The following is a 21,620-nucleotide window of genomic DNA, read 5'->3' as shown; positions in this document are numbered from 1 at the left end:
CGGACTCCGTCAGTTATTCACCGACAATAGGCGCAGTGACAATGCGCGACGGCACAAAAGGACTTCAGAAGCGAAGCTGAAAGTGAGGAGGACAGCACAACAACCCATGCGACACCGCCCAACTCGGCCTCGGCCACGCGCACTACCTGGAACCTTTTTCATCGGTTTTTAAAAAAGTGATGAAAACGATGAAGCCTCATTGATCCCAGTAGTAACAGATCGCTCGTATCCTAGCGACCTGCTCCCCGTGAGTAGTACGAAAACGATGTAGAGTCCGTGCCAAGAGGAACGGCGATGAAGAAGCGATTTACGGAAGAACAGATCATAGGTGTGCTCAAGGAGGCCGAGGCAGGCGCCAAGGCAGCCGAGCTGTGCCGCAAGCACGGGATATCTGAGGCGACGTACTACACTGGAAGGCGAAGTACGGCGGCATGACGGTGTCAGATGCCCAGCGGTTGAAGGCGCTGGAGTGGGCGGACAACCGGCTCAGTAATCTACTGGCCGAGTCGGTGCTGGATAACGCTGCGCTGAAGGATCAGTTGGTCGATGGATTTGTCGCCGATGGTCTGGCATATGGTCGCCGATTCCGGTGCCTGAATGTGGTGGACGATTACACGCGGGAATGCCTCGCCATTGAGGTTGATACGTCATTACCTGGGCTGCGCGTGGCCCATGATTTGGACAGGATCGCCGCGATGCGTGGGCTTCCCCGATCCTTCACCGTGGACAACGGGCCAGAGTTCGCAGGCAAGGCCTTGGATGCCTAGGCTTACCAGGCGGGGCGTGACGTTGTCGTTCATCCGGCCGGCAAGCCTGTGGAGAATGCCTATATCAAAAGTTTCAACGGCAAGCTCCGGGAGGAATGCTTGAACAAACACTGGTTCCTGTCATTGTGGCAGGCCAAATCGTTGATAGAAGCATGGCGTGTCGAGTACAACACCGAACGACCCCACAGCTCTCCGGGCTATCTGGCTCCGCAGCAATTCGCCAAGAGCTATCAGCCGGAAGGTATTTTTAACCCCGGACTCTAAATCAACTTCGTACTAAGGCCGTGGACAAGTCAAAATGGCCATAACCGCCGTCCGCGCCCACAAGCTGAAATACCCCCTTTGAAGGAGTAGGCGCCTAACGCCTATGAGGGAGTGCTCTACCGTATAGCGTATAGCGACTTCCTATCTTTAGAGCTTCATTGACACACTTCCATTGTTCAAATGGCGCTCTATGACGGCGTACGCCACAGTGTTTGTAACATCATGAAAACCGTTGTATCGTGAGAATTCAGTTGAGACCGTAGCCTGGGATAGTGTCATTTTCATAAAGTTTGCTTCTATTGAATATCGAATTTCAATAGGAAAAACAAGAGCCTTTGCAAAGAATAAACGTTGAAACATGGACAACATGACTGAAGGCCTATTGGCCTACTTGAACCAGGTCGGGGGCTGGACAATTGCAAGCCTGCGGCTGTTCGCTGCCTATATGCCTCACGTTCTAGGGGCGTTAGCTCTTCTCTCCATCCTTTTCTTCCTGCGAGGCCTGTGGTACCGGGCTCGCCTAGGTGGCGTGCTGAGGAAACTGCGGAAGGTGGACGCCAAAGCTAACCGCGAAGCGATTCAGCACATCTTCCCCACTAAACGACTTCGTCACCTATGGCAAGAATACGATCAAACCCTACATGCTCAATATGAAGAGCGAGACGGTCAGCTCCAGATAGGCGTCATACGCTCCACCATTCCCGCCGAGATGTACTTTAACGACCAATACGTCGTTGACAGTCACTTAAGAACCGAGTTCTTCAAACACTTGCCGGGCATCTTCACGGGGCTTGGCATTGTGGCCACCTTCGGGGGCATCATTGACGGCCTGAAGCAATTCCAAGTCAGCGAAGACACCGCTGTGGTCCGCAATAGTCTTGAAATCCTCATGCAGTCGGTGGGCCACGCTTTCCTTGTTTCAGCATGCGCCATTGCGTTGGCGATGCTCTACACCCTACTGGAAAAGCTCCTTCTCGCGTCACTCTATAGAAAAACCGAAGACATCTCCCAAACTATCGACGCGCACTTCAAATCTGGCGCTGGCGAAGAATACCTGTCCAGGTTGGTGGATGCCTCTGAAGCTTCGGCTAGCCAAGCAAAGATTCTGAAGGACTCCTTGGTGAGCGACTTGAAGCAGGTGCTTCAAGAGCTCACCCAATCTCAGATTGAAGCCGGGATGGCACTGCACACGCAACAACTCGCTGCCGCCAAGGAAGGTAACAAGACCTTGGGCGAGGTAATTGCTTCAAGCATTGACCAAAGCCTGAAAACGCCTTTGGATGAAATCGCCTCCTCTGTTAAAAGCGCGTCTGGAGACCAGAGCAAAGCTGCCATCGATATGCTCAACGATGTCATGGTTCACTTCAGTCAACGACTGAACGACCTTTTTGGCGGACAAATTAGCGGTATCAACGAACTGAATAAGGAAACGGCGCAAAGTATGCAAGACGCTGTGACCGCGCTCAATACCCTACTTGGAAAGGTCGAAGATAGCGGAAAACGTGCTACGGAAGAAATGGCGTTGAAGATGGCCTCCTCGATTCAGGCGATGGAGGAAAGGCAAGCTAGCATCAATGCGCAGACACAAGACTTTGTTGATCAAATTCGCAAGCTGGTCGAAAGCTCGCAATCAGAAACGCAACAAAAGCTTCAAGGTACCCTGGAATCTGTCGGGCAACAGATGACAACCATCTTAGAGACGCTCAATACGTCCCAGGCCCAAGTGTTCGCCCAGAATCAGGCCCGAGAGCAAGCGATGGCCGACCGTGCCTCCCACACTGTCAGCCAGATGTCGGGCAGCGTTGAGGCTGCTATCCAAGAAATCAGCGCCGCATCGAAAGCCATGACTGAAAGTGTCTCCGCGCTTTCCTCTGCAACAAGCACGTCGGTCGAGAAGATGAACGCAGGCGCGGAACGCCTCGGGATAGCGGCTTCGTCGTTCGCTAACGCAGGCGAGCGCGTCGCCGAGGTCATAACTCAAACCACCTCGATTGGAAATAAGCTGACGGAAGTGTCGAGCTCGCTTTCTACGAGCTCGACCTCGCTGCATGAGGCGCTTGGCGACTACAGAGTACAACGAGAAGCCCTTGCGCATGTCTTGGCTGAGGTCAGAGAGATGATTGGGCTTGCCGGCAAGGAAGCTAATATCACTGCAGATGCTCTACAACGCATTGAGGTTTCGACAACTAAGCTCGGCTTAGCTCAAAAAGCGGCAGACGAGTATTTGGATGGGGTCAGCCTGGTTCTGGAACAATCTTCGGATTCTTTCAGGGACGCCGTGGTAAACACGCTATCAAAGGTGAACTACGAATTCCATGAAAAACTGAGTTCTGCCGTTGGCCTACTTGCGACCGCTGTTCAAGAGCTCGAAGGTAGCCTTGGCACGATTGCGGCTCCCGATAGGCGATAAGCATGATTGGGGCAAAAATCATCGTAAAGCGAGGGGGGCGGGAAGAAGCGGAAAAACCTTTCTGGATTTCGTTCGCTGACCTCATGAGCGCTCTGGTGGTTCTGTTCTTAGTGGTCATGGGCGTTGCCCTACTGTCGGTGACGCAAACCGTCACCGACATTCAGACCGACGAAGAGATTCACAGCAACAATATTCAAGCCATACTCGACCGTTTTGAATCTGCCGCTTCATCCTACGAGGGGATTACCATCCACAGGGACCGCCATGCCATCGACTTTGGTCAACGGGCACAATTCGCATTCGGCACATGGCGACTCAATGCTCAGCAAGAGTCTGTGCTACGGCAGTTTGTCCCGGAAATTCTCACCATCGCAAATGATGAGTTAGGAAAAAACATTCTAAAACGGGTGGTCATCGAGGGCTATACCGATAAAACGGGCTCCTACCTCACGAACCTGAACCTCAGTCTGCAGCGAAGTCAAAAGGTGCTGTGCTCCATGTTTGCAACCTCTGGGCCAAACTTGCTTGATGACTCCCAGAAAGCCGATGTGCGAAACTTGTTTTTTGTTGGGGGCTACTCATTCAACGCTGCGAAGGAAAGCGACGACGAAAGCCGACGCGTCGAAATGCGCCTTGAGTTTCGGGGACTGAAGGAGGAGCCTCGTCCTACGGCAATCAATATCGATGACAACTTTGGGGAGTGTGCTCTGCGATGAATAGCGCCCTTCAGCTTCTAGCCAATAAGCTCTCTCGAAGTTTTGATATCTCTGCCTCTCTGACGATGAGAGAGGGTGGTCTTGATAAACACTTGGCTACGCTACAGCAGCACGTCAAAGCCGGCTCAAGCCCATACGAGCCAGAAGACCTTCAAGCCAAAGCGGTACGTCGTTTTTGGGAAACGACTCGACTTGACACGCTTAAAGAAGCCAGACTCGTATCCTTCGGCATGTGTTTACCCAGCCATCCGAACGGTCCCTGTCTTCTGGAGGATTCCAAGCGGTTTGATGCAGCGCTTAGCAGCGACACCGGCGTTGACCAGTGGGTCAAAAAACCTCAATGGTTTCGCCGCTGTTACCAGGGCTTAGTCCGCAGCTACTTCAGCTATGACGACCGTAAGGGGAAAGTGGCGCCAGATGAGGGCCGCAAAAACTGGAAGAAACTGCGTGAGTATCTGCACGATAGGTCTTCAAATATCATCGACCCGGAACGAATCAACCCCGACTGGGCCATCACTGCCGTTGAAAATAAAGGCTTATTTTCAGAGAACCCCTGTTTGCCTTATGCCAAGACGGCGCTATCGGGGGACATGTCCTCCATTAACCGTATCCGAGAGCAGTTGGGAATTACAGACGACTCCTGGTTCACCAATGAGCTCGTACTCTCCCAAGTCCGTCACGCGGTGGCTTCGCCGTATGAGGAATTTAAGGTACAAGTCCCCAATCTACTGACGATGCTGGCGAGTCTAGCTCGACACGGAACCAAGGTGCGCAATCGAGGCTTATCGCTCATCCTTGACGCCTATGCTCAGGGCAGCACCCCTGCCATCTTCGAGCAACTGCGAGACGTATCCGTAGACTGGTGGGGAAATCCATGGCTTCCTTCTACCGCGGCCCAGTGGGGCGGTGTATCGCCGCAAGCCAGAGAAATGGTTTCGGAATGGCTTCGAGGCGAATTCATTGAGACATTCTTCACCAAACTTGCCCAGGATGGCATCGGCGACCGTAGGCGCGCTAACTTCTGGCTGCGATACGTAAAGTCCATGACGAATGTGCAATTTGCCCTTGGACCTCGCGCTCTGAATTCGCCCAGTCGAGACTTCGCAGTGTTGTTGGAAAAAATGAAGGGCTTGTACACAGAGTTAAAAGACTCTGGCAGTGCGAACAACGCATTCATTATGACGCTGGGAAATCTAGTCGCTGTCGAGTTTAGTGCCACGGGACACGCTCTTTATGGGTATCAGAAAGGAGTCTTGCCATTTGTCTTTGACTCATCCGAGCCGTTGCGCCTTTCTGGTAGAGCGGTTAACACGCTAAAAGACAGAAACCAAACGGTTATTTGGCTGCTGCACAAAGACAATATCCACGGATGGAACAGATGGGAGGACATGTACGAAGCGACCCTCAGGGAAAGCTTCGGCATTCTTCCAGATGATGCCTTACCGCGCGCGCCTCGCGCGACTTCGCCCACCCGGGCAGCCTCCGATACCTCCCGTTCGGAACCCAATTCACGCATCTCCTTACCCACAGAGCCTTCGCCAAATTCGCTCATCTCCAAATATGGCAGTTTTGCCGGACACAAACTCAAGGCCCTATCGAAGTACAGAGGATTCGATATCGCAGACCTTCGAACCAAGGGCGGCAATATTTGGGCGTATACGCAAAGCAATGACCCTGAATTAATCCAGCTCTTTCAATCTTGGGGGTTCCAGTACAAGGCCGGAAAGGGCTGGTGGAAGTAAGGTAAACCATGGTATTCAAGCTCTTTAAGAAAAAGAATTCCTCCTCGATAGCTTGGCAGCGCACCCTCTCTGCGAACGGCGTCGTCGTCCATCAATCCCTGGGTGCAATGCGCTTGGATTCTGCGCTACTTGCCGGCTACCTGGCGCAACTCGTTGATGATGGCCTTGCCCTAGAATCAGAGCAGGAGGTGACGATTCCTTGGGATGGTATCTTTACGGCGCTCCAACGCCCGGACTATGAAGACTTAATCAGCGTATTAGCGCTCCCTTCTCTGACCACCATGCGTCCGGTCCTGCAAAGTCGCAACGCCCTCACGGACGAGAATTTTTCCATTCTGCTAGCGGGCTGGCAGGACGAAAGCGGGCGCACCGTCGATAGCAAGCTGGTTGGCCCGCTTTTGTCGAGCCCGGGGACGGATGAGCTCGTGCGCCCCGAGCATTGGCCGCTCCTCAAGGAGGTTTTCGCCTTCTCTAAGCGCCCGCCTGAGGCTCGCCACGACCTAGAGCACCGACAAGCCTGGGGGAGAATTCGAGCGCTCGCGCTCGAAGCCAATGCGCGCCTGGATGACTTTCTTCGCCGCACGGTGGTGCTCACTCCTGAGCGATTGGATATCGGTCTTCGAAAAATCGCCATCGCAGAGGACCAGGTCATTGAAATCACCCCATCCTTCGAAGGGGCACCCGAAGGATGGCTCGAACGCTTTGATGCGCTGCGGAGCATTCCTGACCGCTACGATATTCCAACACCTGACGGCATCGTCCAAGTTCTAATTGTCCCTCAAGTCAAAAGCGTTCTTCAGGAGGTCAAGCGGTTACCGTATCGACGTATCGCAGGGTCGCGAGCCCAAGCCTTTTCGTTGAACCCCTTTGCCACCCTTGGGGAGGACGCTAAGGCGGTCATTGACGAAGAACAATTTGAGCAAGCCAGAGAAGCGGCAGGCATTCAATTTGACCGGTTCACCCCCGTCATCGAGCGAGACGCGGGTGGCTACCCCCGGAAAATTAGCCTATTAATTGAATCGGCGAACGCCTCCGGACTGAGTTTCTCAGAAAGCATCGAGCTCGATGACACCGAACTTGCTGAGTTTATTGCTAGGTTGGAAACCGCATTTAATAAGAGTTTTCAATTGCTCGGCTGGCGAGGCTTCGACCTAGAGCTGCTTGGCGAAACGCCGGACTATCTTGCTGAATTAAAAGTAGCTTTGGCGCAACGCCAGCAGGACAATGCTCTTGTTAGGTACGAACAGGTACATGACCTGAGTGCTTACTCCTCTCGTATCGAAGGTATTGGGTTCGAAGAGCCCTACTACTCCCCCTTCATCGCCAAGAAAGACAGTGGCGATTGGGTTCCCGAGAACGTCCAGGTTCTCATCGCCTCGAACGCTAAGGGGCCACAGGGTGCTTTGGAGGGGATTCCTGTTACCAAGGAAGTCCTTGAAACACTTCGTGAGGCTGTGGCGCAAGCTCAAGCTGAAGGGAGGCCTTCCGTTAAAGTTGGTGGGCTTTCCAACGATATTCCTCTCGACCAGGCTCAGGACATCGTCGACTCCATTGACAGCGCGCTAAGGGATGTCCAGCAAGGTAAAGACCCGACCTCCCGCGAAAAAACTTCAACCCCGACAGCACCGCCCCGTAAAACACTCATTCTTCGCCCTAACATCGAAACCGTTGACTACGAAGAAAGCCGGCGAGAAGCCCTGCTCGCCCTGCCATCGGCGGCAGATATCCCAAACGCTCTCAACCGGGAATTTTCGTTACTGCCGCACCAGGAGCAAGGGCTGGCATGGCTTCAACATCTGCATAAGTCGCGAGTCGAGCGTGAAGTAAGAGGAGCCATCCTGGCCGATGACATGGGGCTCGGGAAAACGTTCCAGCTGCTATCGCTGATGGCGTGGCTGGTTGAACGCGACCCAAGCGTCGCTCCTATGCTCGTTGTGGCTCCCGTATCGCTACTGGAAAACTGGGCAGAAGAAGCCGGAAAGTTCATTCGTCCTGGAGTCTTGCCCCTTCTGACCGCCTACGGTGATGCGCTGGCCGGTCTGCGCGTACCGCGAGCAGACATTGAAGAGCGACTCAAAACAGAAGATGGGCTTGTTCGGTTTCTCAAACCAGGCTGGATTGGTTCTGCCAAAGTGGTCTTGACCACCTATGAAACCCTCCGTGATTTAGAGTTTTCATTTGCTGCGGAACATTGGTCCGTGATGGTCTGTGATGAAGCGCAACGCATCAAGAATCCCGCTGCCATGGTGACGCGGGCTGCGAAAAAGCAGAACGTGGACTTCAAAATTGCTTGTACCGGTACGCCCGTCGAAAATAGCTTGGTCGATTTGTGGTGTCTTTTTGACTTTGTGCAACCTGGGCTGCTCGGCGCGCTCAATGACTTCGGTACCCGCTACAGCAAGCCCATCGAAGCCAAGACTGACGAAGAACGGGCTCGTGTTGAAGAGCTTAGGCTCCGAATTAAGCCGCAAATCCTACGCCGAACGAAAGCCGAAGTCGCAAAAGATCTCCCTCAAAAAATCATCGTCGAGGCGTGTCGTCACCTGGCGCTGTCTTCTGAGCAACGCAAGCTCTACGCCTCAGCCATCGAAAGCTTTAAAGCAAGGAAGGACCCTGGCGCCATCTCCCCTTTCAAGAACATGCTGGGGCTGTTGCACTACCTGAGGCTAATCTGCACGGACCCTCGTCGACACGGATTAACCGCGCCGAACCCAGAACCTTTGAAGCAATACCGAGAAAAATCTCCAAAACTGGATTGGCTGCTCGAGCAGCTGAAACTCATTCAGAAAAAAGACGAAAAAGTCATCATTTTCTGCGAATTTCGTAATATCCAGCGGTTGCTGAGGCATTACATCGAAGAGCAGTTCAACATTTTTCCGCCCATAATAAATGGTGACACGAGCGCGACCGCCGGTCATGCGGATAGCCGCCAACGTCAGATTAAGAAATTTCAGGAGGCGGCCGGATTTGGGGCCATCATTCTGTCGCCTGTCGCCGTAGGCTTTGGCGTGAACATACAAGCAGCGAATCACGTTATCCACTACACCCGCACGTGGAACCCCGCTAAGGAGGACCAAGCAACGGACCGAGCCTACCGCATTGGGCAAAAGAAAGACGTCTATGTCTACTACCCAGTCGTTAAGGCAGATGACTTTGCAACGTTCGACGTCAAACTAGACCAACTCCTGACACGCAAACGTGAACTCGCGGGCGACATGCTCAATGGCTCGGGAGACGTTCGACCGGGGGACTTCAACATGGAGGACGTAGTCCCGCCCGCGGACAGGGACTCCTTCAACGAGCGCATCACCCTAAGCCATACGCTTAGCATGGAGCCTCGTCACTTTGAAGGGCTCGTCGCCGTCCTTTGGGGGAAACAAGGCTATGCGTGCTATTGCACACCTCAGTCCAGAGACCAAGGCGTAGACGTCGTGGGCACACACGCCGAAAAAGGGGTACTCATTCAAGCCAAAACGTCGAGTTCCGACGGTAAGCGACTGGGCTGGGACGCCGTTAAAGAAGTCGTTGCTGGTGCTGCCTTCTATCAACGGAAGCACCAAAATGTTGACTTCCAAAAGGTCTGCATCACCAACCAATTCTTCAACAGCCAAGCGCAAGAACAAGCCGCGTTCAACGAGGTTGTCCTTATAGACCAAACGGGTTTAGCCGACTTGCTTCTACAATATCCTGCGACGATGCTAGAGCTTGACCAATTCCTATATACAGAGTGGAGCTCATTATCGCATTAGGTGTAAGCATGACACTCTCATCCAGAAAACATATCTCGACCGACCTATAGATTTATAGCTAATGCAATGGCGCTGAGCTCTCTGACCCACCCCCGTAAATAGTACGATAACGATGTAGAGTCCGTTCCAAGAGGAACGGCAATGAAGAGGCGATTTACGGAAGAACGGATCATCGGTGTGCTCAAGGAGGCCGAGGCAGGCGCCAAGCCAGCCGAGCTGTGCCGCAAGCACGGGATATCTGAGGCGACGTACTACAGCTGGAAGGCGAAGTACGGCGGCATGACGGTGTCAGATGCCCAGCGGTTGAAGGCGCTGGAGCAGGAGAACAACCGGCTCAGTAATCTACTGGCCGAGTCGGTGTTGGATAACGCTGCGCTGAAGGATCTGCTGAGCCGAAGGTGGTAAGCCCACAGGCTCGGCGCGAGGCGGTCAGTATCTTGATGGCCGAGCGCAAACTGGGTGTGACCAGAGCTTGTGGGCTGGTAGGAATCTCGCGGTCGCTGTTTGCCTACGAGAGCAAGCGGTGAGCGGTACCGCGCTGACCGAACGCATGAAGGACATGGCGGCGGCCAAGCGGCGCTATGGCTACCGGCGCATCCATGTACTGCTGCGCCGGGGAGGATATGTGCCGTTACGTGAACTACCTCAAGGTGATGCGCAACAACGCCGGCGCGCCATTACCTTCGCCGATACCAACGCTCATGGACGTGGAGCTACTAACCTTTTGCACGGATCGGGCGATGATGGTTAGAGGGTTTGAAGAGATCGATGGCGTCCGTTTCTATCAAGGTTGGTACATCGCTTGGGACAGCGGGCGATTGACCGCATCTACTTAGGCCACAGAGATAAAACTATGCCCAGCAGCCCAGATTCGTAGTCAGTAGATTTTGTGTGATTGGTTTCGTCAGATCAACTACGAGATTAAGCCGGACAAGGCCCTACCCAGCGAAAAACAATACGAATCCGGTACATCAAAACCAAAAATAAATAACGCAATCGTACCCGGCTTCCTCATTAAGACAATCGAACGCACTATGCATAGGCTTGTGTCAGGATAGTCCGAAGATTCGTGCGGTGCTGATTCGAGAGTTCGGCCGCACCCGGCGTCTAGCGACTTGATGCGAGACGTTGAATTGCATATCAATGCTCATTAAGCGTGCAAATTGATTTTGAATCAATTTGCACGACGTCGACCTTTACCCTTTGGCGCTACTCATATAAGCGTCTTCAAAAAGTGGTCCGTTTTTGGTTGACTGGCGTATTAGCGTCTTCATAATTTGCTGCACTCATATTAACGCGAACGTTTAGCAAATCATGAAGAGCACTCCTCTATTTCTTTTGCCGTACCTATTTACATCGAGGGGCGAATGATGGCCAGATCTTCCCTTCGCTCCTTATCGCGTCTACAAGCTATCGAGCGGCGCCAATGTCCCCCTGGATGGGGCTCTGAGTACGTTCCATCAATGCGAGCCACTCGGGACGAAGCGCCGAAGATTAGTCGACCTTCGACAGTGTATAGCGACAAAATTGGCCGCGACATTCACCTTATGTCGCTACCGGAACGAGCGGCGTGCCTACTGGCCCTCTACAACCCAAGGCTTTTCGACTTACACGAGCAGCATATGCTCAGCCCGTACCCAACGGAGCATCCCCTTGCCGGGCATACGTTGGCCAAATCACAACAGCTTCCTCGCCTCGCTGGAACGATCGCGGTCGCCGATCGAATGAACATGATAGGAAAGCATCCCACTGTCTGGGATACCGATGAGGCTCACCGCAACGAGGATTCGAACCGTATCCCATTTCCCTACATTGGAGACCTACTTCTATTCCTTGCGGACACCCAAGGCGCGTACTGCGTCAACTGGACAGTTAAAAAAAATGCTGCACAGTTCGGTACGCCCGCCGCCTCTATGCGGCGAGGTGACACTAGGTTCAATAAGAGCTCGGATGATTCTCGCCACCGACTCGAAGAGCAATACTTCGCTGACGGGGGAATTCGCACCGTTCGAGTCTCAGCCGAGGAAATCGATGCCAACCTGATCGCAAATCTCACGCTACTGGTCAGCCGGGAATCTGCGTACCGTGGCATGGCTGGCCATATACGAGAAACGGCACTACAGGCGTACAAAGAGATTCTCGAGTCGGGGCTGCCTCCTATCTCCGTAATCGCTGAGATGACGCGAATCCTAGATTGCTCGCGCAATGATTGCCTGACCCTTCTATACGGCGCGATCTGGAACCGCGATCTCCGCGTGGATCTGTACGTCCCAGTGCTGCCCGACAGGCCGCTCAGAAGGGAACGATCGGATGTCCTGACTGATTATCGGCATTGGTTTGCGAGGTAAAGATGCAAGTCGGAACACCTTTACAAGCACCCGAAGGATATCTCAACCTTGAACGGGGCATTACCTACTATCTCTTACGAAACAGCCGCGTCAGAAGCCGAGTGCTTCTTGTTTACTTCACGACTCCCCCTAATATGGTGGCGATATTGGTATTGCTGGACCGACACGAGTTTGAAGGCGGCCTTGTGCGTAATCTCATCATGGCGACACCGGCATCTGGCATGCCACCGCATCTAGAGGATTTCAAAGGTTTCAACTTCGAGCATGTCGACAGCAAACGTACAAACGCCAAGCGGACCCTGCGATCCTATGTTGAGCACAGACTGAACACCATTACGCCACTTCTCGAGCGTGAGAGCGAGATCCTCGATGCGGCTTGCCCAGAGCGGGAAATTAACAGGTACTGCGTGACGCACGGATATAACAGCCAGCGCGTAAGAACGTGGTTCTTCTTGTACGTTTGCTTCGGTCGCAACATATGGACGCTACTGCCCGGGTTCCATCGCAATGGCCGATGGGATCGTATGACCGTCGGAAATGGCGTGAAGCTGGGACGCCCTAATAACGTACGAGGAAGGCATGCGGGGTGCCGCATGAACGCCGAGATAGGTGCATTGGTGGTCGCCAGCTTCCGGCGGTATGCCCAGGTCGGAAAGACACTTGCTGACGTGTACGCCGAGGCAATGTGCTACGCATTCAGAGCGAAGGTAGACAAGGACGAAAAGGGAGTCAAGCGACTTATCCCAACTGTCACACCGATTCCGACCTATCACCAATACAGATACTGCTTGTATAAGGAACACGGCATGCACCGTGTGCAGCGCGACCTCTATGGTGCCGAAAGAGCCCGTCGACGATACGCAGAACATGAGGGTGCATTCACCGCCAATGTGGCCAACCTTTACGAGGTTGTGGAAGCAGATGCGTACTATTGCGAAGACCTTCCTCGTGGGTACGTGGATGGGGATGCAGTCCGTCCTATCGTCGTCACTCGATGCGTCGACACAGTTTCCGGACTGAGGCTCGGCATCGGGTTTTCTTACGGCAAGGAAAGTTCAGACGGCTATAACGCCATGCTCTTCTGCGCCGCCATCTCGAAAGTTAAATTCTGTTCCTTGTTTGGCATTGAGATCAGCGAAACGGATTGGCCGAGCATCGGACTTCCAGCACGGTACATAACGGACAGAGGACCAGGCATAAAGCGGGAGCCGGGCGCAAGTGACGCCGCAAACAGCATACCGATTCGGGAGCTCACGCCCTCCGGGCAGGGCCAAAGTAAAGCGCTAGTTGAATCAGCGCAGCGCCGCAGGCGATCTCTTGAAGGACCGGCCACACGGGTGCTCAGCGAGCTGACCGCCTATCAAATCGTACAAAGAGAGATCCATAGACTCTTAATGGAGAACTCAAGCGCCGATTCCAGAAAGCGCTTGACTCCAGAGATGATAAGGGCAGGTGTAGTGCCAACCCCACTAGGCTTATGGAAGTATCTCGATGCACGGGCTAGAAACGTCGCCGAGTCAGTTCCTTTCGAGGATGCCGTGAGGCGCTTTCTGAAGCGGGAGCGGGTCCGAGTGGCTCGGGACGGCGTCCATTTTCGGACACAAAGATATGACTCAGACGCACTGAGAAGCACCGGCCTACCCGCTCAAGTTGCCCTACGCGGAACACTACATGTAGACGCTTATGTATTTCCGTTCTCTATTCGATATATATGGGTTGAGGTCGAGGGGCAGCTTGTTGAAGTGGAAGCAAAGCTGGCGATACGCGACGACGATTCCCAGCTCAACAGAACCTTACTCGACCTGGAGAGCGAGGCTCAGAGCGTCAGAGCCTTTGAATCGGTAAAGCGAGAGAACCGTACTGCCGCGCAGGTCGAAAGCATGTTGAAGCTGGAACAACAGACAGAACAGAGATGGTACTCAACAAAGCGAGTGAGCGCGCGATCGGTTAAGAAGAGCATCTCACAAGACGCGATTGAAGCGCGCCACGCATTCGAAGGTGGCGGTTATGAATAACACTGATTCCCTTTGGATGGCGCGGTTCAAGGACTTGGACGAAATCGAGGTCCGTAGGCGTGCCACCTTGCCTGGCATCAAGCCAAACAACTTACGGGCCGTCGATACCTATCGAATCTCAGACGTCATCACGCAGACTCTTAATAGCCTTTATTTGCCTACCGATGATGACATCGCCATCATCCGACAACTTATCGACATTGCTCGCTCGCATAGCAGCAAATACTACGAAAGCCGTCAACGGTTCCTTGAAGCTCTATATAGCGCCAAGAGCCCGCTCGACAAGGAATTTCAACCTCCCACCCTACTCTCAGGTCCGGCCGGCGTTGGTAAGTCCAGTCTCATGAAAGCGCTAACCCGGGTTCTATTCCCCATCGAATCGTTGGATATTGGGCCTGGCCACGCCCCCGTTGCATACAAGCCCATTTGGCATATCCAAGTAAGAGATCGAGCAAGTTTTTCCAGCATGATTCATCCCTTTGTTCAATCTCGTCTCGGAAACGCCAAGCGTGTCAGCAGCGCAGACCTTAGTGAATTAGCAACGAAGCCCCCGCTGTCAGAATAGTTGGAACCTCAGTTGCTGTTAGAGTCCCAAACCATTGGGGGCAAAGAGAAGGTTCCGATGAAGTATTCCGCAGAACGCCGGGAAGCCATCCTGAAGAAGTTACTGGCCCCGCACAACCGCACGGTCTCCGACCTGGCACGCGAAGAAGGCATTTCCGAGGCCACGATCTATAACTGGCGCAAACAGGCCCGCGGCCAGGGCCGTTTGTTGCCAGACCAGGCGTCGGACAGCGAGGGCTGGAGCTCGCAGGACAAGTTCAACGCCGTGCTGGAAAGCGCTGCGCTGTCCGAAGTGGAGCTGGCCGAGTACTGCCGGCGCCGGGGACTGTATGCCGAGCAGTTGCGCCGCTGGCGAACGAGTTGCGAGCAGGCCAACGCGCAGAGCCAGAGCGCCGCCCGGCAGGAGGCCGACGCGCTCAAGGCTGAACGTCGCCGCACGCGCGATTTGGAGCGCGAGCTGCGCCGCAAGAACGCCGCGCTGGCTGAGACGGCAGCATTGCTGACCTTGCGAAAAAAAGCCCGGGCGATCTGGGGGGACGAGGAAGAATGACCAATGCCCAGGATCGCCGTCAAGCTGTAGCGTTGGTCGATGAGGCTCGCCAGGCCGGTGCACGCTTGCAGAGCGCATGCATCGAACTCGGTATCGGCTTGAACACTTATCGTCGCTGGGCGACGGGCGATGAGGACAGACGCCCGCACGCCATACATGCCACGCCATCGCATGCACTGACAGACGCCGAGCGCCAGGCCGTGCTGCAGGCCTGCCACCGTCCCGAGTTCGCCAGCCTGCCGCCGGCGCAGATCGTGGTACGGCTGCTCGATGAAGAGGGCCGGTACCTGGCGTCGGAGTCGACCTTCTATCGCGTGCTGCGCCAAGCCGATGAGCAGCACCGCCGTGGCCGGGCGCGCGCGCCACGTCACGCTGGAGCACCACGGCGCCACTGTGCCGACGCACCCAACCAGCTCTGGAGCTGGGACGTCACGTACCTGCATACGCGTATCCGCGGCCGGTTCTATTACCTGTATCTGATCCTGGACATCTACAGCCGGAAAATCGTCGGGGCCGAGGTGTTTGAATCGGAGAACATGGCCAACAGTGCCACCATCATCCAGCGCGCCGTGCTGCGCGAGCAGTGTCAGCACCGACCCCTGGTATTGCATGCCGATAATGGTAGCGCCATGAAAGGCTCGACCTTGCAGGTCACGCTCGAGAAGCTGGGCATTACCGCCTCGCACAGCCGACCCCAGGTATCCAACGACAACGCGTATTCCGAGGCCCTGTTCCGCACCTGCAAGTACCGGCCCGGTTACCCGATCGACGGCTTTGCAAGCGTGCAGGCCGCACGCCTGTGGGTGCATCAGTTCATCCACTGGTACAACCATGAGCATCGCCACAGCGCCATTCGCTACTTGGCTCCGGCGCAGCGTCATGCGGGCCTGGATGCCCCCATTCTGCAAGCCCGACAGCGCCTGTACCAACAAGCCAGGCAACGCCACCCAGCACGATGGTCGGGAAAACTACGCAACTGGCAGCCCATCGGCAGCGTCTGGCTCAACCCCGAGCCGGATCAACATGAGCAAGACACCGATCCAGTATTAGAGGCCGCATGAATCAGGTTCCAACTGCCTTGACAGACGCCGCGGGCCTGGATGCCCCCATTCTGCAAGCCCGACAGCGCCTGTACCAACAAGCCAGGCAACGCCACCCAGCACGATGGTCGGGAAAACTACGCAACTGGCAGCCCATCGGCAGCGTCTGGCTCAACCCCGAGCCGGATCAACATGAGCAAGACACCGATCCAGTATTAGAGGCCGCATGAATCAGGTTCCAACTGCCTTGACAGACGCCGGAAGGCAGCGCACACAGATGGGACTTCGCTCATCCTGCTCGACGAGATGCAGTTTCTCACTCAGAGCGCTGGTGCAACCAACTTGATCACTAAATCGCTTTATCAGTTTTCCTACCTCGGGGTGCCAGTCGTTTTCGCGGCTAACTACGGATTGTGGCGGAGTTTACTCAAGCGCCAAGAGCAGGATACACAACGCCTTCTGACGTCACCAATCGTGCTGCTTCCGTCAGAGAAAGGCTCCGAGGATTGGAATCGCTACTTAAACGGCGTTGAAAATCTGCTGGACGGCACATTCAGCGTAGACATCCAAGCGCACTCTTCCACGATTTATCAGCTGACCGCCGGCCTGAAGCGGTTGTTCATTCAGCTGACACGCCTGGCGTACTCCAGCGTATGGAAACAAGGAAGGCGCCAGGTCACGATCGAAGATCTGGCAAATTCCTACGACAGCGTCTCGTACGCTTCAAGCCGGAGGCAAGTGGCAGCAATGCTCACTATTCATCCGACAAAGCAATCAGCGCAGTATCAGTGTCCCATCCCACTTCCACCGATCGTATCGACACGAATGAAAGAGTATCGGGAGAGCATACGTCACCGAGAGCTTACTCAGGCAATACAGCATGATATCCGTACCCCAAATGAGCGTGAGCTGGCAGCGAAGGCCGCTGAAATTACTGATCCGATCAAATCGACGAAACCGAGGAAAGCGAATCGACGCAAGCCTTTAACCGCTGCAGAACTAATGCAGAACGGACAAATGCGGCGGGGCCTATATCCTCCTCCCGGGCGTCCCGAATGAGCCTGGGCCACAGCGACGGCTAGAGTGATACGTATTGATTTCTCCAATTCCCCATTTCGTCGAGGGCTGGCTGCCGGACGAGACGCTCTTCAGTCTGTGTAGCCGAGAACACTGAGCTTGCCCGCAAAAAATGGATCCCTTGCTGAGTGTGTAAAACTCACGCAAGGAGGGAGGAAAGATGGGTAATCCGAGAGCTCGATATACGCAGGAATTCATGCTGGAAGCCGTGCGCATGGTCCGCGGCGGCCAGAGCATGGCGGCGGTGGCGAAGATACTGGGCATCAGCCCGAAGACGCTGCACAACTGGGTGAAGGCCGATGCCGCTGGGAAGCTGAACGGCGCAGGCAAACAGGTTTCTCCAGAACAGATGGAGATTGCCCGGCTGCGCGCGGAGTTGGCACGCGTGAAGATGGAGCGCGACATATTGGGAAAAGCCACGGCGTACTTTGCGAAGGTGTCGGCATGAAGTACGCCTGGATCGAGCTTCACAGCCGACAATGGCCGGTGTCCCTGAGCTGCCAGGTGCTGGGTGTCAGCCCCAGCGGTTACCACGCGCGCAAGGTGCGGGATGTCGATACTGACCGACCGCGCCGACGCATCAGCAACGACGCTCTGCTGGTGCACATCAAGGCCGTGCACGCTGAATCCAAAGGCGAGTACGGCTGGCCGCGCGTGTGGAAGCAACTGCTGGTCCAGGGCATTCGCGTCAGCAAGGATCGTGTCCAGCGGCTCATGAAGCTGCACGGCATCAAGGCGAAGACCAAACGCCGGTTCAAGGTCACGACCGACAGCAAACACAGCCTGCCGGTCGCACCGGACCTGCTGCAACGAGACTTCTCTCCCGCGCGTCCCGACCAGGTCTGGACTACGGACATCACGTACATCTGGACGGACGAGGGTTGGCTGTTTCTGACCGTCATTCTCGACCTGTTCAGCCGTCAGGTGGTGGGCTGGTCGATGCAGCCGCACATGCGCACGGAGCTGGTGTCTGATGCGCTGCGTATGGCGTGGTTTCGCCGCCGTCCGCAAGCGGGCCTGATCCTCCACAGTGACCGTGGCAGCCAGTATTGCAGTCATGACTTCCAGGACCTGCTCAAGGGCTACGGCATGCGCAGTTCGATGAGCCGTCGAGGCAATTGCTGGGACAACGCACCGACCGAGAGCCTGTGGGGATCGCTCAAGCGTGCACGCATCCTCGGCCAGCGCTTTGCAACGCGTCGCGAAGCGATGGACGAGGTAATCGACTGGTTGAGCTTCTACAATCATTCGCGCTTGCACTCGACGTTGGGCTACGTCAGCCCGATGCAATTCGAGCGGGACTGGTACGCCGCCCAGAACCAACGGGTGGCATAATCTCGCTCAGTTAAGGGATCCGAAATTCGCGGGCAACGTCACACCGGCTTTCCGGCGCATTGCTCTCTCGCGCCACTACCGAGCACCTTTTCGCAAGCAAGCGGCTAGGCACGGCCCACGATGTTCCCGCCCGACTTCGCCATTTCATTGTGGCAACCAATGGCCGTTTTGGTAATGACCTCGAAGAAATCTGCCGAGAGCATTGCGTACTGGGCTGGTACCTCCCCTGGCGATCGAGACGGGAGGTGCAACTAGTGTTGCGGATCATCGCCGGAGAACAGGGCGGGTCGGTGAAATCCGTCCTAGGGCTTCCATCCAGTCGTTGGGGCGCGGGTCATCCGCTAAAGCTATGTCCCCGCTGTGTCGTAGCAGACAAAGCAACGTTTGGCACAAGCTACTGGCACTTGAAACATCAGTATCCCGGCATGGCCAGATGTCCAGTCCACCACACTGGGCTTGCGTGGTGCCACGAGAAAGTTCATTACAACAAGCGTGACCTGTGGCTTTTGCCGGAGGACTGCGAAGTTGCAATCGAACGTGATATCTCCGCGATCCCCGATTCGGCCTCCTTTCAGCACCTACTCATGTCCAGCGCGGAACTACCTGTCGGGTTTGAGTTTGACTATAGCCGTCTACATGACGCGTACATGGATGAACTAGCCGTTCGGTCTCTAGTCAGGCGGAAGAAGTCCATAAGCTGGCCTAACCTTGTCCGTCAGTATCTCGACTATCTAGCGGATTTGCGGGGCAACGCTGATCTGCGAGCACTTCCATGCACTACGGAAGAATGCGCCTCACATTTGCGCCGGGTTCTCTATTCGTCCCATCCCTCACGCCATCCCTTGCCACATCTTCTCTTCATGTCTTGGCTATTTGGTGATTGGGCGAAGTTCTGGCGTACCTATACTACGCCTTCGCAGTTTCGCCCTGTGGCCCGCTCATTCTGTACAGGACTAAGCGCTCCCATAGGAGAGGTCGAAGAAGCCGCTACTCTTGCCAGGAGAGGCGCGTCTTGTCGACAGATCGCAGCCGCGCTAGGCATAGACGTTGGTACAGCGCAAACTTGGGCGGCAAAGTGCGGTGTGCAGGCACCCATTCAAAGGACGACTACGCGCCAAAAGGTAGTCAAAGCACTTCAACGTGGGGACTCGAAAATTGCGATTGCGGAACACTTTGGAGTTTCCGTTCAAACAGTCACCCGCGTACTGAGATCAGAACCTGGGCTGGCCGATCATTGGCATAAGGCGTGCTATGCGCGTGCCCGGTACAGTGCTCGCTCGACATGGCTACGAGAGATCTCACGCCATCCGAACTTTAGTACCACTCAAGTTAGACAACGCCAACAAGCCACTTACGCTTGGCTATACCGCAACGATAGGGAATGGCTGCTTACCCATAGCCCGTCCAAACTCCCCTCAACGACTTCGAGAGGCGACCGCGTCGACTGGTTCGCCAGGGACAGAGACCTTTCTGGGCGACTCATGCAGGCAATCCATCGATTGAGCGCTAGACACAACCCATTGAGCCTACAAATACTCTACAAGGCCGTCCCGGAGCTTTCACGCTACATGCCAAAACTGGAAAAGCTCAATCGCACTAGAGCGATTCTAGATAGTCATATCAAGCGCCGTTCATCCAAGACTTGAGGCGAATGGCTGATGCGATCGTGTCACCTAAGCCTACGGGCAACGCGGCGACGCCCAACTCCAGGCCAGATAGCATCTTTGATCTCGGCCACATTCCGTATAGTTAGGCAGACCATTAAGAGTTCCAAGCCAAGTGTCCAGAGATCCGACCCAGCTTTGCTCGTGCTGTGATGGCAGGTCTTGATAAACTCTTCCCGCCAATAGGGTTCGGCATGATGGCTATGTTGATTGAACCAGACCCTAACCCTCGGAATATGTTCAAGTAGCCATACATCCGGAATCTCGCGTCGACTTACGACCGCAGCCAGGCGGGGCATTTGGATAGTTCGCCGATCTTCCTCCGTGCGCATTCGGGATGATCTCAGGAGCGAAAGAACGGCCCGCCGAAGGCGGACTTCAGGGAGTGGATGGTCGAGCACCTCCTTGATAACCGTTCGGTAACGGTGCAACGCCGGTGTCATGTTTGCAGTAACCAAGTTTTCATCTGGACCACCAGTCCCAAATGACTCGGCATCGGAGAGGGTCGGATCATCGAACATCGCTTGGATCTTGCACCTCGTTAGCACAACGCCGTGGTAGGGGCAAATGTCCATTCCTGGTACTTGATGAACTCGATGCCAATAACCGATTCCAAACTTGTTTCGAGCCACGTCCCTGCATTGGCTGCAAAACCGCCAAGCGATACGGCTTATGCACTCCTCGGCGGAGTACCCTAGCGGAATGTGATGCCGTACAAACGCGTCGGACAAAAAGCCACCGAGATTGGCCAATTGAGTAGCTTGGGTCGGCTTTGTGAGGAACAGAGTGAGGGTGTGATGCTTCCTATATTCCTCTAAGGAGGTCGTGTTTCCATACCGCAATGGCCCATAGTACCGATGCTTCCAATGAAGCGGATGGATGTCTTCATTTTCGTCGTCGGAACGAGTACTTCGGAACAGGGCCTTAAGGTTCTTAACCGCGTTGGCTCCAGCAACGCGGACTAGGTGACCGAGGACATGCTCGTTAGGAAGAGGAGGTACATTCTGCATATATCGGTTATCGACACCGATTGCGAAATGTTTAATCTGCCTCCCTTTCAGTATCGCGGTACAAATCCAGCCAGCTTCAGAAATCGCTGATCAGGCTCATATGTGACTATTACGGTAGGGCACTGAACGCGAACAGAGGCCACGCAACGACTTTGTTTACGCAACGATTGTCGCCCGAAGTTTGAGGCCAACTTTGCTTCTACTAGCAGCGTGGTCTTGCCCGGCGATACGTAGCACCACAAAGTACACGGAACGGGCCATGAGCCGACCGGTCTGTACAAGACGCACGGTCGCTGAACGACCGTTTACGGCCAGGAGCGGCCGTTCGAACGCTCGCCTGGGGTTTGAATCTAAAAAATCAGGGCTCTC

Annotated in this window: 14 protein-coding genes and 3 pseudogenes; 16 read left to right on the top strand and 1 reads right to left on the bottom strand. The window is 54.9% G+C overall.

Features of this window, described 5'->3' with window-relative positions:
• Positions 1-294: 294 nt before the first annotated feature.
• From BPET_RS27615 to BPET_RS27510, 16 genes and pseudogenes are all read left to right on the top strand, one after another.
• Positions 295-542 (top strand): annotated as a pseudogene (locus tag BPET_RS27615) (transposase); the annotation flags it as partial.
• Between the two features lie 57 nt (positions 543-599).
• Positions 600-767 carry an integrase catalytic domain-containing protein gene (locus tag BPET_RS27610; RefSeq protein ID WP_456236341.1) on the top strand — a complete coding sequence of 56 codons (168 nt, stop codon included), beginning with the start codon at positions 600-602 and terminating at the stop codon, positions 765-767.
• A gap of 48 nt (positions 768-815) precedes the next feature.
• Positions 816-1,031 carry an integrase core domain-containing protein gene (locus BPET_RS27605; RefSeq protein ID WP_012247251.1) on the top strand — a complete coding sequence of 72 codons (216 nt, stop codon included), beginning with the start codon at positions 816-818 and terminating at the stop codon, positions 1,029-1,031.
• 358 nt (positions 1,032-1,389) lie between these two features.
• Entirely contained in the window at positions 1,390-3,441 is a 2,052-nt protein-coding gene (zorA, locus tag BPET_RS01110) for an anti-phage ZorAB system protein ZorA (RefSeq protein WP_231852644.1), read from the top strand.
• A gap of 2 nt (positions 3,442-3,443) precedes the next feature.
• The gene (locus BPET_RS01105; protein ID WP_012247249.1) at positions 3,444-4,157 is read left to right on the top strand and encodes an OmpA family protein; all 714 of its coding nucleotides are present in this window, start codon (positions 3,444-3,446) and stop codon (positions 4,155-4,157) included.
• Positions 4,154-5,899 carry an EH signature domain-containing protein gene (locus tag BPET_RS01100; protein ID WP_081482952.1) on the top strand — a complete coding sequence of 582 codons (1,746 nt, stop codon included), beginning with the start codon at positions 4,154-4,156 and terminating at the stop codon, positions 5,897-5,899. The genes BPET_RS01105 and BPET_RS01100 overlap by 4 nt, the downstream gene beginning before the upstream one ends.
• An 8-nt stretch (positions 5,900-5,907) precedes the next feature.
• Entirely contained in the window at positions 5,908-9,648 is a 3,741-nt protein-coding gene (locus BPET_RS01095) for an SNF2-related protein (RefSeq protein ID WP_012247247.1), read from the top strand.
• 141 nt (positions 9,649-9,789) lie between these two features.
• Positions 9,790-10,270, top strand: a pseudogene (locus BPET_RS27515) (transposase); the annotation flags it as partial.
• Between the two features lie 1,000 nt (positions 10,271-11,270).
• Positions 11,271-11,996, top strand: coding sequence for a PDDEXK family nuclease (locus BPET_RS25395; protein WP_151208929.1), 726 nt, complete (start codon positions 11,271-11,273; stop codon positions 11,994-11,996).
• Between the two features lie 2 nt (positions 11,997-11,998).
• Positions 11,999-14,011: a hypothetical protein gene (locus tag BPET_RS26470; RefSeq protein ID WP_012247243.1), complete on the top strand. Its 2,013-nt coding sequence runs from the start codon at positions 11,999-12,001 to the stop codon at positions 14,009-14,011.
• Positions 14,004-14,576, top strand: coding sequence for an ATP-binding cassette domain-containing protein (locus BPET_RS01065; RefSeq protein WP_012247242.1), 573 nt, complete (start codon positions 14,004-14,006; stop codon positions 14,574-14,576). Before BPET_RS26470 ends, BPET_RS01065 begins: the two co-directional genes overlap by 8 nt.
• 57 nt (positions 14,577-14,633) lie before the next feature.
• Positions 14,634-16,186 (top strand): annotated as a pseudogene (locus tag BPET_RS01055) (IS3 family transposase).
• Positions 16,183-16,395, top strand: a complete 213-nt coding sequence (locus BPET_RS26465; RefSeq protein ID WP_012247239.1) for a hypothetical protein — start codon at positions 16,183-16,185, stop codon at positions 16,393-16,395. Before BPET_RS01055 ends, BPET_RS26465 begins: the two are co-directional and overlap by 4 nt.
• A gap of 112 nt (positions 16,396-16,507) precedes the next feature.
• On the top strand, positions 16,508-17,224 hold the full coding sequence (locus BPET_RS26460; protein ID WP_151208928.1) for a hypothetical protein: 717 nt from the start codon (positions 16,508-16,510) through the stop codon (positions 17,222-17,224).
• Between the two features lie 178 nt (positions 17,225-17,402).
• Positions 17,403-18,577 (top strand): IS3 family transposase gene (locus BPET_RS01045; RefSeq protein WP_085970191.1). Its coding sequence is split into 2 segments (ribosomal slippage): positions 17,403-17,652 and positions 17,652-18,577, totalling 1,176 coding nucleotides; the frame shifts between segments, so codons are not numbered across the junction.
• A 149-nt stretch (positions 18,578-18,726) separates the two neighbouring features.
• The gene (locus BPET_RS27510) at positions 18,727-20,223 is read left to right on the top strand and encodes a TnsD family Tn7-like transposition protein (protein ID WP_012247237.1); all 1,497 of its coding nucleotides are present in this window, start codon (positions 18,727-18,729) and stop codon (positions 20,221-20,223) included.
• A gap of 23 nt (positions 20,224-20,246) precedes the next feature.
• Here the strand turns inward: BPET_RS27510 and BPET_RS27505 are convergent, their stop codons facing one another.
• Entirely contained in the window at positions 20,247-21,251 is a 1,005-nt protein-coding gene (locus BPET_RS27505) for a TniQ family protein (RefSeq protein WP_012247236.1), read from the bottom strand.
• Between the last annotated feature and the right edge of the window lie 369 nt (positions 21,252-21,620).

This window comes from Bordetella petrii (assembly GCF_000067205.1).
Lineage (GTDB): Bacteria > Pseudomonadota > Gammaproteobacteria > Burkholderiales > Burkholderiaceae_B > Bordetella_A > Bordetella_A petrii.
Note: the sequence above shows the minus strand (reverse complement) of the source record. Positions and strands in the feature narration are given on the sequence as shown.